Here is a 13466-nt window from a genome sequence, read left to right on the forward strand (position 1 = left end):
CCAAGGGCGGGGCCGCCCGGATCGTCATAGGTTTGGAACACGATGTGCGTCCTTTGAGGCCCTGGTTCAGGGCGGGTTCAGTGGTTTGAGTTTAGGGGTTTCGTACCGGAGGTTTAAGAGGCGAACTTCCGAAATCCGGCCGACGCCGGGGAGATTGCATGGGCTCTTGGGTGAAAAAGGCGTTGGGCGCGGTTTGCGCGCTTGCGCTGTTGGCGGCGCCCGCCAGCGCGCAGGTGCCGGACCCGTTCGCCCGCGAACTGGCCCAGCAGCTGGCCCAGGCCGAGGTCATCCTGGCGAATGAAGGCTATGTCCGCGCCGCGGGACCCTTTGCCGGCGGCCTAAGCCAGCGCAGTTCGCGCGAATACAATGTCACCCTTCGGGCCGGACAGGATTATCGCATTGTCGGGGTGTGCGACTCGCGCTGCCGCGATATCGATCTGCGTGTGTTCGATCAGAACAATAGTGTGATCGCGCAGGATGTGCTCGCGGATCGCGTGCCTGTCGTGCAGGTGCGCCCGCGCGCGACGGGGCAGTATCGGATCGAGCTGTCGATGTATGCGTGCGGGGCGCAACCGTGCTGGTATGCGGTGAATGTCTACGCGCGCTGAGGCTTGCGCCAGACTAACGTCATCCACGCTTCTTTCGGAATCTGGCGTTCCAGGATGAGGCCGCGATTGGCGTAGGCTTCGCGGACGAGCGGCGCTTGTGAGCGCAGCAGGCCGGAGAGGATGAGCGTGCCGCCGGGCGCGACGGTCGGCACAAGCTTTGGCGCCAAGCGGATCAGCGGGCGCATCAGGATATTGGCGAAGACGAGATCGAATTTTTGCTGCGCGATGTAGCGCGCGCCGTCTCCGGCTATGACTTGAACGCGATTGGCGAGCTTGTTTTGCTGTGCGTTGATTTCGGCGATGGCGGCGGCGCGTTCGTCGATCTCGATCGCGAGGGCGGTTGCGCCTTGCTTCGCGGCGGCAAGCGCCAGCACGCCGGAGCCGGCGCCGACATCGAGCACGCGCTTCACGCGGCGTTTGCGTAAAATGCCTTCAAGCGCCATGAGGCAGCCCCAGGTGGTGCCGTGATGGCCGGTGCCGAAGGCCTCAGAGGCTTCGATCCAGATTTTGCTAAGGCCGTTCTCTTCGTTCGCGAGCGCGTGTGCGCCAGCGACCATGAACCGGCCCGCGCGCACGGCCGGCAAACCTTCGAGCGACATCGCCACCCAATCGGCGGCCTTCACCTCGTCGCGGATCATGTGCAGTTCGGGCGCCGCGGCGCCGATGATGGCGCAGGCGCTGTCGGCGTCCTGATCGGTGGGGACGTAGACTTCCAGGCGGAACTTGCCGGGGCCTTCCTCGAACCAGCTCACCGCGTCGGCGGGCGAGGGATCGTGGCGGTCGAGTTCGTCGGCGGCGGCGCGGACTTGGGTCAACGTGCCGAGGGCGGTGAGGAGAAGCATGGCGCTGGATTAGAGGCGGCGCCGGCAAAAGGGAACACCTTGATAGGCGAGCGCCGTGCTCCAATTCAGCTTGGGTTCAGGCGCGCGCCGCCTTGGTGGCGGCGAGGGAGAGCTGACATGAAGAAGCTTGGCTTTATCGCCGCCAGTATGGGCACCGCCGTGTTGCTTGCCGTGGGCGCGGCGGGGGTGGCGCATATGGTGACGCATCCGGGTGAGGTGGTGGTCGACGAAGCGAACGCGGCCGAGATTGTGCCGTTAGCGTCGCCGAGCGCGCGGCCGGAGAATGCGCCGGTGCGTGTGCGTGCGGCGGCTGAAGCCGATGAGCCGCGATCAAACTGGGGCGTGCTCTCATTCGCGATGGGCGATGGCGCGCGGGAAGAGCGAGCTACATCAGCGCCCGCTCCGCAGCAGAATGCGGCGCCCGTGACGCCTGCGCGCTCATCGGACGATAATGACGACGATGATGACGACGACTAAGCCGCACTCGCTGGAACGACGAAGCTGTCGATGACGCGTTTCTCGCCGGCTTTGTCGAAATCGACGGTCAGCTTGTTGCCTTCGACGCCGCGGATGCGGCCGTAGCCGAATTTTTGGTGGAAGATGCGGTCGCCGCGTTTGAAGTGTGAGTCTGCGTCGCCGGAGCGCGCGACGAGGCGGGCTTCGCCTTCGATCATCGGCGGCTTGGATTGAAACGCGCCGCGTTCTTGGGCGCGTTTCCAGCCGGGGCTTTGATAGGCGCTGTTGAAGCCGGCGCCTGGCGCGAAGGAGTCAAAGCGTGAGGCGCCTTCGCGGACGTTGCCGGCTTGCATCGAATAGCCGGTCTCGCTCACGGCATCGACGCTCTTGGGCGGCAATTCATCGATGAAGCGCGAGGGCAGCACGCTCTGCCAGCGGCCGTAGATCTGGCGATTGGCGACGAAGGAGATGCGCGCGCTTTCGCGGGCGCGGGTGATGCCGACATAGGCGAGGCGGCGCTCTTCCTCCAAACCCTTGTCGCCGCTTTCTTCGACGGCGCGCTTGGAGGGGAAGACCTCTTCTTCCCAGCCGGGCAGGAAGACGAGCGGCCATTCAAGGCCCTTGGCCGCGTGCAGCGTGGAGAGTTGGACGTTTTCGCCTTCGCTCTCGCTTTCGATGTCGAGCACGAGGGCGACGTGTTCGAGATAGGCTTCGAGCGTGTCGTATTGGGCCATCGACTGGACCAATTCCTTCAAGTTTTCGAGCCGTGTCTGCGCTTGCGGCGATTTATCGTTGCGCAGCATGTCCGTGTAGCCGCTTTCGTCGAGCACGATTTCGGCGAGTTCGACGTGGCTGATCGTGCGCGCTTGTTCGCGCCAGCGGTCGAGATCAGTGAGGAAGCTGCGCAAAGCCGTGCGCGCTTTCAGCGGCAGATCGTCGGTGAGAACCATCTCACGCGCGGCGCCGACGAGGCTGCGGAAGCGCGTGGCGCCGCCGGGGGCTTCGTCTTGCGTGACGACGACTTCGCCGGTGTCTTGGTCGAACAGCGGGCCGTTGTCGGTGACGAAGCGGACGGGTGGCTTTCCGGCGTGGGCGTGCAGCTTTTGCACCGTGCTTTCGCCGATGCCGCGCTTGGGCTGATTGACGATGCGCTCGAAGGCGAGGTCGTCATCCTCGGAGCGGATGAGGCGCAGATAGGCGTGCACATCGCGGATTTCGGCGCGTTCGAAGAAGCGCGGGCCGCCGATCACCTTGTAGGGGATGCGCAACATCAGGAAGCGTTCTTCGAAGGCGCGCATCTGCCAAGCGGCGCGCACGAGCACGGCGGCGTCGGCGTAGGAGCGATTGGATTGGCGCCAGGCTTCGATGTCGTCTGCGATGAGGCGCGCTTCGGCTTCGCCGTCCCAGACGCCGCGGACTTTGACGCGCTGGCCATCTTCGTCGTCGGTGAAAAGCGTTTTACCCAGGCGGCCGCGATTGTTGGCGATGAGATGCGAGGCTGCGGCGAGGATGTGGCCGGTCGAGCGATAATTGCGTTCGAGGCGCACCACTCGCGCGCCAGGGAAATCGTGTTCGAAGCGCAGGATGTTGTCGACCTCGGCGCCGCGCCAGCCATAGATCGATTGGTCATCGTCGCCGACGACGCAGAGATTTTTGCGGGCCTGGGCGAGCAGGCGGAGCCAGAGATATTGGGCGACGTTTGTATCCTGATACTCGTCGACCATCAGGTGACTGAGCTTGCGGTGATACGTCTCCAGCACGTCGGCATGGCGCTGGAAGATGTCGATCATGTGCATCAGCAGATCGCCGAAATCGCACGCGTTCAGTATTTTTAGCCGCGCTTGGTAGATCGCGTAGAGCTTTACGCCCGCGCCATCGCCGAATGAGAAAGCTTCGCCTTTCGGCACTTTCTCGGGCGTCAGCGCGCGGTTCTTCCAGCTGTCGAGCAAATTGGCGAGCTGCCGCGCTGGCCAACGCTTCTCGTCGATGCCTTCGGCTTCGATGATTTGTTTGAGCAGGCGGATCTGATCGTCGGTGTCGATGATCGAGAAATTATTCTTGAGCCCGACCAGTTCGGCGTGCGTGCGCAGCATGCGTGCGCTGATCGAGTGGAAGGTGCCGAGCCAGGGCAGGCCGCCAGCGCCAGGGCCAAGCAAATGTTCGACACGCTCGCGCATTTCACGCGAAGCTTTGTTGGTGAAGGTGACGGCGAGCACGCTCCAGGGTTTGGCGCGTCCGGTTTGCAGCAGGTGCGCGAGACGCGTCGTCAGCACGCGCGTTTTGCCGGTGCCGGCGCCGGCCAGCACGAGCACTGGGCCGTCGAGCGCCTCCACCGCCGCGCGTTGCTCAGGATTGAGCGCGGCGAGGTAAGGCGGCGGCGCCATCGCGCGCTGGGAAATGGGGAGGTTCTCTCCGCCGTCGGTCATCGATTCGTCCATTCGCGCGATCTTAGCACGAAGGGAGAACATAGGCGTTTGTGGCGCAGGTTTCGAGCGTCATGCTGGAACGGATCGTTACGCGGGCGGTTAGAGCGAAATGAGGCTCTCCCATTTGTTTGCGCGCGCCGCTTTGGCGGCCGCGGTTTCCTTGGCGCTGATCGCATGCGCTGATCCAGCCGAACCGGAACCCGATCCGGAGGCTGCGGCGCAGGTGGGCGAGGCGGCGCCGCTGCCGCTGCCGCGCTATGTTGGGTTGTGGGCTACGACCGCGGATGGGTGCGCTGATCCCGCGTGGCGGTTTGAGAGCGACCGCATCAGCACGCGGGGCGAAGTCTATTGTGAGTTTCGCGAGGTGCGGACGAGGCCGACGGGCTACGACCTCGACGCCGTCTGCTTCGCCGAGGCTCCGCCCGTGGCGCACAATATCCAGATTTCATTCGCGGAATCCGCGCGCGCCATGACGCTGGCCGGCGGGCCGTGGGATCCCGCGCCGGCCTTGGTCTATTGCCGCGGCCTATAGCATCCGGCCTGGGAACCGAGAGTCCTCTCTGCTGTTGTCCTGGCAGGAAAGGAACAGAGCTCGTGGCTGGCGATAGTGAATCCCGGTTTGGCTTGTTGGCAGGGTTCATAGCGTGCGTGCTGATGTTGGCGCTCACGGTAATGGCTTTCGCCCCGGGGGCGGCGCCGTCTGTGTCGTTTGAGCCGCCGATCAAGCTCGAAGCGCCCAGGCTGCCATTGCCCACAGATACGCCGCCTTTGAACCAGCAGGCCGCGTCTTACAGTAGTGCCGCGTCATAAAAGGCGTTTAGGTTTGGGCGATTCCCGATTGGAGACGCCCATGGCCGACATCTTCGTTTCGTATGCGCGGGAGGACCGCGCTTTCGCGGAGCGGATCGCGCGCGGGCTTGGGGCGATGGGGCTCGACGTGTTCTGGGACACCGAGATTCCGCCTGGCCAAACCTGGGCCGACTACATCGAAGGCAAGCTCACGCAATGCCGTGCGGTGATCGTGCTGTGGAGCCAGCATTCGACCAAGTCGCAATGGGTGCGTGAAGAGGCGCGCATGGGTCGCGAGAAGGCGAAGCTCATTCCGGTGATGCTCGATGGCTCGCCGGCGCCGTTTGGTTTTGGCGAGGTGCAGGCGGCCGATCTGAGCGCGTGGACGGGCGATACGAACCATCCCGATTGGGTGCGGTTTGCGCAGGCCGCGTATCGCACCGCGCGCGGTGGGGATGCGCCGCCGCCGCCCGTTACGCAACAACCGCAAGCGGCATGGTCGGCGGCGCCGCCGGCCGCGAGCGGTTGGAATGATCCACGGCCGACGGGCGCGCACGTGAGCAGCGCGGCAGAGACGTTGTCGCCGATCGGCTATTTCATGAAATGTCTGCGCCTCTACGTCGATGGCAGAGGACGCGCGCGGCGCGCGGAACTCGGTTGGTTTTTCGTGTTCGCGTTCGTCATCGGCTTTGCCGCCGCCATTCTCGATATCGCGATATTTGGACTGAATCCTTACACGAACCTCGCCAACTCAAACGCGGTCACGCTGATTGCGGGCTTGTTGCTGATCTGCCCGACCGTGGCGGTTGCGGCGCGTCGCGCGCATGATTTCGGCCAATCAGGCTGGCTCGCGGCGCTGACAGTCATCCCGTATTTGGGCTGGCTGATCGCGATCATCTTCATCTTCATCCCTGGGCAGCCCGGGGAAAACCAATATGGGCCGAACCCGAAGGGGCAATAACCCCTCAAGTGTCCGTTTGAACCCTGGGCCTTGCCTGCTAGGTTGGCAGGGCTGCAGGAGGGGATATGGCGGACGTCTTTCTTTCATACGCGCGGGAAGATCGCGATCGGGCCGCGCAAATGGCGCAGGCTCTCGAGGCGGCCGGGCTCGACGTGTTCTGGGACAACGAGATTCCGCCAGGCACGACGTGGGCTGATTTCATCGAGCAGAAATTGGCGCAGTGCAAAGCGCTGATCGTGCTGTGGAGTCAGCATTCGACGACATCGCAATGGGTGCGTGAGGAAGCGCGCATGGGGCGCGACAAGGGCGTGCTGATCCCTGTGATGATCGACAATTCAAACCCGCCGTTCGGCTTCGGCGAGGTGCAGTCGGCCAATTTGGCCGATTGGCAGGGCGAGGCCGATCACCCGAATTGGCGGCGCTTTGTCGACGCGGTGAAGCGCTTCGCCGACACGCAGCCGACGCCGCGCGCGCCGGAGCCGCCGCCGCGGAGCGCGCCGCCGCCGGCCCCGCCGCAAAGTTTCAGCGCGCCGCCCGCCGCCGCCGAGAAGAAGAAAGGCGCGCCGGTTTGGGTTTGGGTCGTGGGGGCCGTCGTCGCGACGGTGGTGGTGCTTGGCATTATCGGCTCGATGCTTCCGGATGAGCCGCAGCAGATCGCGACACCCACGCCAGGCGCCGTGCAGCCCGTCATGCCGGCGCAGCCGTCGGTCAATTACCAGCAGCAGATCTTGGAGCGGCTCGCGCAAGTCGAACAGGCGTTCGCGGCGGAAGGGTTTCAACAGATGGCCCAGCCCGTGAGCGGGTCGCTGCAGCAGGGCGCGTATGTCGATACGCCGGCGACACTCGAAGTCGGCGGCGATTATCGCATCATCGGCGTGTGCGACAGCGATTGCGGCGATCTCGACCTGATCCTCTATGATCAGAACGGCAATGTCGTCTCGCAGGACAACATGACCGACGCCACGCCGGTGGTGTCGGTCGCGCCGCAATGGACAGGACCGTTTACGGTGCGTGCGCAAATGCACAATTGCACCGTGCAGCCCTGCTATTATGCGTTGGTGCTGTATGGCCGGCCGCTGCAATAGCAGCGGCCGCCGCACGCGCGCTTAAAGCTTGTTTTCGAGCACAAAGACCCGAACCGCCGACGCCAGGGAGGCTTCCGGCGTGTCCTTGGCGCGCTTTTCGTCGATCGAGGCGATCAGCACGGGCAGGCTCTGTGAACGGGCGCGCGCGATGCGCTCCAAGCCGCCCCAGAATTCTTGTTCAAGCGCGAGCGAGGTGCGATGACCCGCGATACGCATTGAACGCTTTTGAAGTGCTCCACTACTCGTCAAAGTCATCATTTCTCTTGTGCCCGTCGAGCTTGCGTTCGGCGGCCTCCTTCTCCGCTTCAGTGAGCTGCTTTTCCGCTTTGGAGCGGCCGAATTGGATGCGATTTGCGTTCGCATTCGCCTCAGCCTCCGCACGCGCTTTGTGCTTGCGCGCGCGCCGCAGGTTCACAATTTCACTCATAGCGTCGATGTAAGCCGTTGCCGTACGGCGGCAAGTGGTACCGCGACTAGACGGGCTCCCTTTTCCTTATGTTTGCGCAAGAAACGCAGCCGATCGACCGATCCAGCCGTGTAGCGCGAGGCGCTACATCACATGGGCTCAGTGCATGGCAAGCAAGTCACTGCAAAGAGCCTAGCAAAGTCTGAACGTCGGCTACGTTTTCGATGAGCAGAGTGTAGGTTTCGTTATGCCGATACCGCGCTGCGACAAGTTGTGCTTTGGCCGTCCCGGCGATCACGCTTGGTTCATCGTGACGCCAAAGCTTGTCGGCAGACGCGGAAAACAGCTCGCCCCGCTGGTGAAAGCGGCGCGAGACTCTTCCCTTGGCAATAGATCGTTGGTGCAAGACTGAGATATCAGCCCGGCGAGATCATGTTTTCGGGGCGGACGATGGCGTCAAAATCGGCGGGATCGATGCCGTCCTTGATGGCTTCCTCGCGCAGTGTGGTGCCGTTCTTATGCGCCGTCTTGGCGATCTTGGCGGCGCGGTCGTAGCCATATTTTTCCTTGAGCGGCGTCACCAACATTAACGAGTTTTCGAGGCCCTTCTTGATGTTGTCCAAGCGCGGTTCGATGCCGACGACACAATTCTCGGTGAAGCTCACGGCGGCGTCCGCGAGCAGACGCACGCTCTGCAGGAAATTGTAGGCCATCATCGGATTGAACACGTTCAGTTCGAAATGGCCCTGGCTGCCGGCGAAGCCGATGGCGGCGTTGTTGCCGTGAATGTGGGCGCAGACTTGGGTGAGCGCTTCACACTGCGTCGGATTCACCTTGCCCGGCATGATCGAGGAGCCGGGCTCGTTCTCTGGCAGCGCGAGTTCGCCGAGACCGGAGCGCGGGCCTGAGCCCAGGAAGCGGATGTCGTTGGCGATCTTGAAGCACGACATGGCCACCGTGTTGATCGCGCCGTGCGTCATCACCATTGCGTCGTGTGCGGCGAGCGCTTCGAACTTGTTTGGCGCGCTGGTAAATTTCATGCCGGTGATCTGCGCGATCTTGTCGGCGACGAGTTCAGCGAAGCCGACGGGCGAGGCGAGGCCGGTGCCGACGGCGGTGCCGCCTTGCGCGAGTTCCATCAGCATCGGCAGCGTCATCTCGATGCGCTTGATGCCGTTTTCGATCTGCTTGGCGTAGCCGGAGAATTCTTGGCCGAGCGTAACGGGGGTGGCGTCCTGCGTGTGCGTGCGGCCGATCTTGATGATGTCCTTCCACGCTTGCGCTTTGTCATTCAGCGCGTTGTGCAGCATTTGCAGCGCCGGCAGCAGGCGATGCGTCACTTCCTCGGCGGCGGCGATGTGCATCGCCGTCGGGAAGCAATCGTTCGAGCTTTGGCTCATATTGACGTGATCGTTGGGGTGGATCGGCTTCTTGGAGCCCATCTCGCCGCCCATCATCTCGATGGCGCGGTTCGAGATCACCTCGTTGGCGTTCATGTTCGATTGCGTGCCGGAGCCCGTCTGCCAGACGACGAGGGGGAAGTGGCTGTTGAGCTTGCCCTCGATCACTTCGTTGGCGGCGCGGATGATGACCTCGCCAAGGGTCGGGTCGAGCTTGCCTAGCGCCATGTTGGCTTCCGCGGCGGCGCGCTTGACGATGCCGAGCGCCCGGACGATCGGCTCGGGCTGCTTTTCCCAGCCAATTTTGAAATTGCCCAAAGACCGTTGCGCTTGGGCGCCCCAATATTTGTCAGACTCGACGGCGATCGGTCCGAAAGTGTCTGTTTCTGTGCGGGTGGTCATGGGAAAGACGCCTTGGGTAAAAGTGACGCGTTGTCCCGGTAGGGGATATGGGGATGAAATCGAGCGATCAAGCCGATAGCGGGGGCGATTGGCGCGTGCAGCTGCAGGATATGCGTACGATCAGCGCTATGCGCGCCGGTTCGCCGCACCCGGACGAGGTGGAGCGGCTGTCGGACCGCGCGCTGCGGGCGGCCGCGCTCAATCCGGACCATAGCGAGGCGGCGCGGGCGGCTGCCGCGGAGGCGCTGCGAGCGCGGCGCTTGTCGGCGGAGCCGTGGCGCGTGCGCGTGCCGAGCTTTCTGAGCGGGCGGGACTTGGAGAAGGGCGACGCGCTGTTCTGGGGCTGGCCGCGCAAATTGCGCGGGGCCTTGGCGGCGCTTGCGGCGCTGGCGCTTGCCGGCGGGGGCGCGCTGAGCCTCGGCCCGGCGGCGTTGAGCGGCGCTGTGCTGGGCGTGGGCGTCGCGGCGCTGACATTCTGGATCATCGCGCTCGTCTTGCGACCGAAGCCAGCGCGTGTTTGCGTGGTGCGGCCGGCGCTCGATGCGGCGCGCGCGCCGCTGCGTCGTGCGATCGCGGGCGAGCTGCGTCCTTACGGGCACGTCGTGAGTCTCGCGCACGGCGCCGAGGGCCTAGTGGTGAAATGCGCGGCCGATTATCGCGCGCGGGCGTTGGAATTGGGCAATCGGGTTGGGCTCAATCTCGTCAATATGGGCACCCGGCGCGAGACGGTGGCGCTGAGCGCCAACGCGGCGTGGCGGCCATTGGTGTTGAACCTGTTGCTGGATTCGAGCGACGCGATTGTCGTGGATTTGTCGGACGGCGGCTCCTGGGCGCTGGCGGCGATCCAAGCCGAGGGCGTGGCGCAGCGGTGCGTGTTCGTGGCGTTGTGGGGGCGGTTGGAGGAGGCGGAAACGGCGCTCCGGGCGGCGGGGCTTTCGCAGCGGGTTTTCCCGTATGCGCCGGATGGTGAGATGCAAAGGCGTTCGCAATTTCGCGCCGCGATGCTTGAGGCGATGCGCGCGACGCACGCCGCCGGCGCATGAGCGAGTGGTCAGGTCGCGGCAAGGTGCGGGCGCGCACGATCGCGGGCGGTGTTGAGCTGACGATCGACGGCATCACCACGCAGGCGCGCTATTACAAGCCGCTCGTGTATGAGTTTTTCCGCAAAGAGTTTCAGTTGCGGCCGCGTTATGGCGAGTTCGAAGTCGAGCTGATCATGGAATATGTCGGCGAAACGCCAACGCTCGATCTCGACAATCTGGCCAAGGCGCTGCTCGACGCGCTGAAGGGGCACGTGTTTGTGGATGACAGCCAGATCGCGCGTCTGTTGTGCGAGCGGCGCGTGGGCGAGCGCGATCGGATTTCTGTGCGGGCGGTGAAGCGCGAGGCCTGATGCGCGAAGGGCGCGCCTTGCGACGCGCCCTTCGAAACTCCGAAGTCGTGCGACCTATTTCTTGCGGAACGCATCGAGGCTGACGACGGCGCCGTCGGCGGGCTTAGGCGGCGCATCGGCGGCGGCGACAGGCGCTTCGCGGGGGGCGGGGACCGCGTCGTCGCCCGACACCATGCGTGCTTCGTCTTCGATGTGCTGCTGTTCAAATTGCAGGCCGAATTTCACGCTCGGATCGAAGAAACGGGTGATCGCTTTGAACGGAATGGTGATCGGTTGCGGCTGGCCCGAGAATTTCAGGATGACGCGGAAGCGATCGGCGTAGACTTCGAGGTCCCAGAATTGGTGCTCGAGCACGATCGTCATTTCGTCCGGGTAGCGGGCGCGCAACGGATCGGGGATCACCACGCCGGGCGCATGCGTGCGGAACGTGATGTAGAAATGATGCTTGCCGGGAATGCCGCGCGGCGACGCAGCTTCTTGCAACGCAGCGCGCACGACTGAGCGCAGCGCGTCCTGCATCAAGTTTTCATATCCAATCAAATCGTCGGCCACGGCCGCCCCTCCTTGGCTCCGGCAACCCTTACTGGCTCATTCCGGGCAGTCAATTGTTGATCCACAGAGCGCGAAAAGATCGCGACGATTCAAACGTCGTCAGGCGAAACGCGCGTGCAATGCAACAGGTTCGCGCATGCCTGCAAACGCGGCGCCGCTGCTCGCGCGGCAAGCGAGCGTGTGTTGCGGAAACTCGCCAAGCGTTTGCGGTGTAAAGGAAATCGGCGTCCACACACGCGCGACGCGCGCAAATTGCGCCGCGCAAGTGATGCAGATCACATTGTGGATAAAGTGAATGTGAGGAACACGGATGCGCCAGCGAAGCTTGTCCGTGCGCGTGTGCCAATTTTGCGAGTGGAACTGAGGGAATAAGTCCCCGGCTTCTGTTGCCGGGCGCCGGGGGGCCCCGCCTAGCGATGCTACTCGGTAGGACTTAGGTTCGGAAAACTCCGCACTGCTTACGCAGCGAGGGCGAATTCCTCAGCGTTGTTGTCGTTGGCAACTATGCTGTTTGGCCTGTAACGGGACCACCCGAGCAAAAGCATCAGCCTTCAACGTCCGTCGATCCTATTTCGGCCCCAGACAATCCCCAACGAGGATGAAACTGGTGGAGCCGCCGGGCATCGCACCCGGGTCCGATCCGCCTATCTCTGCGCGTTTATCGCCATAGTCCGGTTGCCCGGACACCTTGGATATAGGTTGCTTCGTGCGCCGGCGCCAAGCGTTGTGCGTGCGCTGGGCGCCAGACTCGCGTAGGGTATGACGTTACAGCCGGGGAGAGCGCTATGACCAAAAAGCTTGTGGCCGAGTTCGTCGGCACGTTTACGCTGGTCTTGTTCGGCTGCGGCGCGGCGGTGCTGGCGGGGTTTGGCATCGTCGGCCAATTGGGGATCGCGTTTGCGTTCGGTTTGGCGATCGTGGCGATGGCCTACGGAATCGGGCCCGTATCGGGGTGCCATGTGAACCCGGCCGTGAGCTTTGGCGCCTGGGTCGCCGGGCGGATGCGGCTCAATGAAATGCTGGGCTATTGGGCGGCGCAATGCGTTGGCGCGATCGTCGGCGCCGGCGTGCTCTACCTCATCGCGTCGGGCGCTCCGGCCTATTCGATCGATGCGGGGCTTGGGCAGAACGGTTACGGCACGGGCTCGCCTGGCGAATACAGCCTGCTCGCGGGCGCTGTGTTCGAAGTGGTGGCGACGTTCTTGTTTTTGGTGACCATTCTGGGCGTTACGCAGAAGGGTGCGCCGTCGCAATTCGCCGGATTGGCGATCGGTTTGACGTTGGTCGTGATCCACATCGTGGGAATCCAGGTGACGGGCGTTTCGGTGAACCCGGCGCGGTCGCTGGGGCCGGCGGTGTGGGTGCTCGGTGAGGCGCTGAGCCAGCTCTGGCTGTTTATCGTCGCGCCGCTGGTGGGCGCAGGGCTCGCGGGATGGGCGTTCCGGGCGAAATTGCTGGCGAGCGACGAAGCGTCGTGAAGCGGCCGATCCTGACGAGTGCGCTCGTCGCGATCTGTGCGCTGTTCACGTATCTCTATTTCCCGATGCCGGCGCCCGACGTGGCGCCGGCGCGTGTGGGCGATTGCGTCGAGCTGCACCTCTATTCGAACGGTTTTCACAGCGACATCGGCGCGCCGGCTTCGATCTTTCCCGACGACCATGCGCTGCGGCGGCTTTATCCGGAGGCGCGCAGCTTTCTGATCGGCTGGGGCGAGGAGCATTTCTACCAATCGCCGGGCACGGATCTGATGCTGGGGCTGGATGCAATCATCCCGCCAAGCCCGACCGTGTTCCACATCGCCTACAACGCCGCGCCAAGCTCGGTGTATCTCGGCCCGACCGACGACACGGCGGTCGCGGTGAGCGCTGAGGGGGCGGCGGCGTTTGTCGCGCTTGTGGATAAGTATTTGGCGCTCGACCCGGCGGGCGACGCGATCCCGGTGGCGCAGGGCAAAGTCGTTGGCCGTTCGATGTTTTTGCGCTCCCGCGGGTCGTTTCACCTGTTCAATGTCTGCAATCATTGGATGGCCAAGGCGTTGCGGGCGGCGGGCGTGAATGTGAATACGCGCGCCGCCTGGATGGCGGGGCCGATGGTGGAGCAGGTGCGCCGCCAGGGGCTGGATCGGTGCCCGACCTGACGCGGGGCC

Annotated in this window: 15 protein-coding genes and 1 other RNA gene; 9 read left to right on the forward strand and 7 right to left on the reverse strand. The window is 64.0% G+C overall.

Going from position 1 to position 13466, the window contains the following annotated elements; all coding sequences use genetic code 11:
- The first annotated feature begins 158 nt into the window (after nucleotides 1–158).
- Nucleotides 159–608, forward strand: a complete 450-nt coding sequence (locus VF769_RS10725; protein WP_331008398.1) for a hypothetical protein — start codon at nucleotides 159–161, stop codon at nucleotides 606–608.
- On the opposite strand, the gene VF769_RS10730 is transcribed toward VF769_RS10725, so the two are convergent.
- Entirely contained in the window at nucleotides 596–1450 is an 855-nt protein-coding gene (locus tag VF769_RS10730; protein WP_331008399.1) for a 50S ribosomal protein L11 methyltransferase, read from the reverse strand. The genes VF769_RS10725 and VF769_RS10730 overlap by 13 nt on opposite strands.
- A 117-nt stretch (nucleotides 1451–1567) precedes the next feature.
- Here VF769_RS10730 and VF769_RS10735 point away from each other — a divergent pair, with 117 nt between their 5' ends.
- Nucleotides 1568–1927, forward strand: coding sequence for a hypothetical protein (locus tag VF769_RS10735; RefSeq protein ID WP_331008400.1), 360 nt, complete (start codon nucleotides 1568–1570; stop codon nucleotides 1925–1927).
- Here the strand turns inward: VF769_RS10735 and VF769_RS10740 are convergent.
- On the reverse strand, nucleotides 1924–4344 hold the full coding sequence (locus VF769_RS10740) for an ATP-dependent helicase (protein WP_331008401.1): 2421 nt from the start codon (nucleotides 4342–4344) through the stop codon (nucleotides 1924–1926). The two genes, VF769_RS10735 and VF769_RS10740, sit on opposite strands and share 4 nt — an antisense overlap.
- Before the next feature lie 97 nt (nucleotides 4345–4441).
- On the opposite strand from VF769_RS10740, the gene VF769_RS10745 reads away from it, so the two are divergent.
- From VF769_RS10745 to VF769_RS10755, 3 genes are all read left to right on the forward strand, one after another.
- The gene (locus VF769_RS10745; protein WP_331008402.1) at nucleotides 4442–4864 is read left to right on the forward strand and encodes a hypothetical protein; all 423 of its coding nucleotides are present in this window, start codon (nucleotides 4442–4444) and stop codon (nucleotides 4862–4864) included.
- A 318-nt stretch (nucleotides 4865–5182) separates the two neighbouring features.
- The gene (locus VF769_RS10750; RefSeq protein WP_331008403.1) at nucleotides 5183–6082 is read left to right on the forward strand and encodes a DUF805 domain-containing protein; all 900 of its coding nucleotides are present in this window, start codon (nucleotides 5183–5185) and stop codon (nucleotides 6080–6082) included.
- Nucleotides 6083–6147: 65 nt separating this feature from the next.
- Entirely contained in the window at nucleotides 6148–7167 is a 1020-nt protein-coding gene (locus VF769_RS10755) for a toll/interleukin-1 receptor domain-containing protein (RefSeq protein ID WP_331008404.1), read from the forward strand.
- Nucleotides 7168–7188: 21 nt separating this feature from the next.
- Here VF769_RS10755 and VF769_RS10760 read toward each other — a convergent pair whose 3' ends face one another.
- From VF769_RS10760 to fumC, 3 genes are all read right to left on the reverse strand, one after another.
- Entirely contained in the window at nucleotides 7189–7383 is a 195-nt protein-coding gene (locus tag VF769_RS10760; protein WP_331008405.1) for a ribbon-helix-helix domain-containing protein, read from the reverse strand.
- A gap of 22 nt (nucleotides 7384–7405) precedes the next feature.
- Nucleotides 7406–7594: a DUF4169 family protein gene (locus VF769_RS10765; protein ID WP_331008406.1), complete on the reverse strand. Its 189-nt coding sequence runs from the start codon at nucleotides 7592–7594 to the stop codon at nucleotides 7406–7408.
- 395 nt (nucleotides 7595–7989) lie between these two features.
- A complete protein-coding gene (gene fumC / locus VF769_RS10770; RefSeq protein ID WP_331008407.1) occupies nucleotides 7990–9375 on the reverse strand; it encodes a class II fumarate hydratase in 1386 nt (461 codons plus the stop codon).
- A gap of 53 nt (nucleotides 9376–9428) precedes the next feature.
- Between fumC and VF769_RS10775 the strand changes: the two genes are divergently transcribed.
- Both VF769_RS10775 and VF769_RS10780 read left to right on the forward strand, forming a co-directional pair.
- A complete protein-coding gene (locus VF769_RS10775; RefSeq protein ID WP_331008408.1) occupies nucleotides 9429–10418 on the forward strand; it encodes a hypothetical protein in 990 nt (329 codons plus the stop codon).
- On the forward strand, nucleotides 10415–10768 hold the full coding sequence (locus VF769_RS10780) for a RusA family crossover junction endodeoxyribonuclease (RefSeq protein ID WP_331008409.1): 354 nt from the start codon (nucleotides 10415–10417) through the stop codon (nucleotides 10766–10768). The genes VF769_RS10775 and VF769_RS10780 overlap by 4 nt, the downstream gene beginning before the upstream one ends.
- 54 nt (nucleotides 10769–10822) lie before the next feature.
- On the opposite strand, the gene VF769_RS10785 is transcribed toward VF769_RS10780, so the two are convergent.
- Nucleotides 10823–11320, reverse strand: coding sequence for an SspB family protein (locus VF769_RS10785; protein WP_331008410.1), 498 nt, complete (start codon nucleotides 11318–11320; stop codon nucleotides 10823–10825).
- Nucleotides 11321–11691: 371 nt separating this feature from the next.
- Nucleotides 11692–12044: a transfer-messenger RNA gene (ssrA, locus tag VF769_RS10790) on the reverse strand.
- Between the two features lie 61 nt (nucleotides 12045–12105).
- On the opposite strand from ssrA, the gene aqpZ reads away from it, so the two are divergent.
- Together aqpZ and VF769_RS10800 are read left to right on the forward strand one after the other, a co-directional pair.
- A complete protein-coding gene (gene aqpZ / locus VF769_RS10795) occupies nucleotides 12106–12798 on the forward strand; it encodes an aquaporin Z (RefSeq protein ID WP_331008411.1) in 693 nt (230 codons plus the stop codon).
- Nucleotides 12795–13457 (forward strand): DUF2459 domain-containing protein, encoded by a 663-nt coding sequence (locus tag VF769_RS10800; protein WP_331008412.1) that lies wholly within the window; start codon nucleotides 12795–12797, stop codon nucleotides 13455–13457. Before aqpZ ends, VF769_RS10800 begins: the two co-directional genes overlap by 4 nt.
- Nucleotides 13458–13466 lie beyond the last annotated feature (9 nt).

This window comes from Vitreimonas sp. (assembly GCF_036392335.1).
Classification (GTDB): domain Bacteria; phylum Pseudomonadota; class Alphaproteobacteria; order Caulobacterales; family Aquidulcibacteraceae; genus Vitreimonas.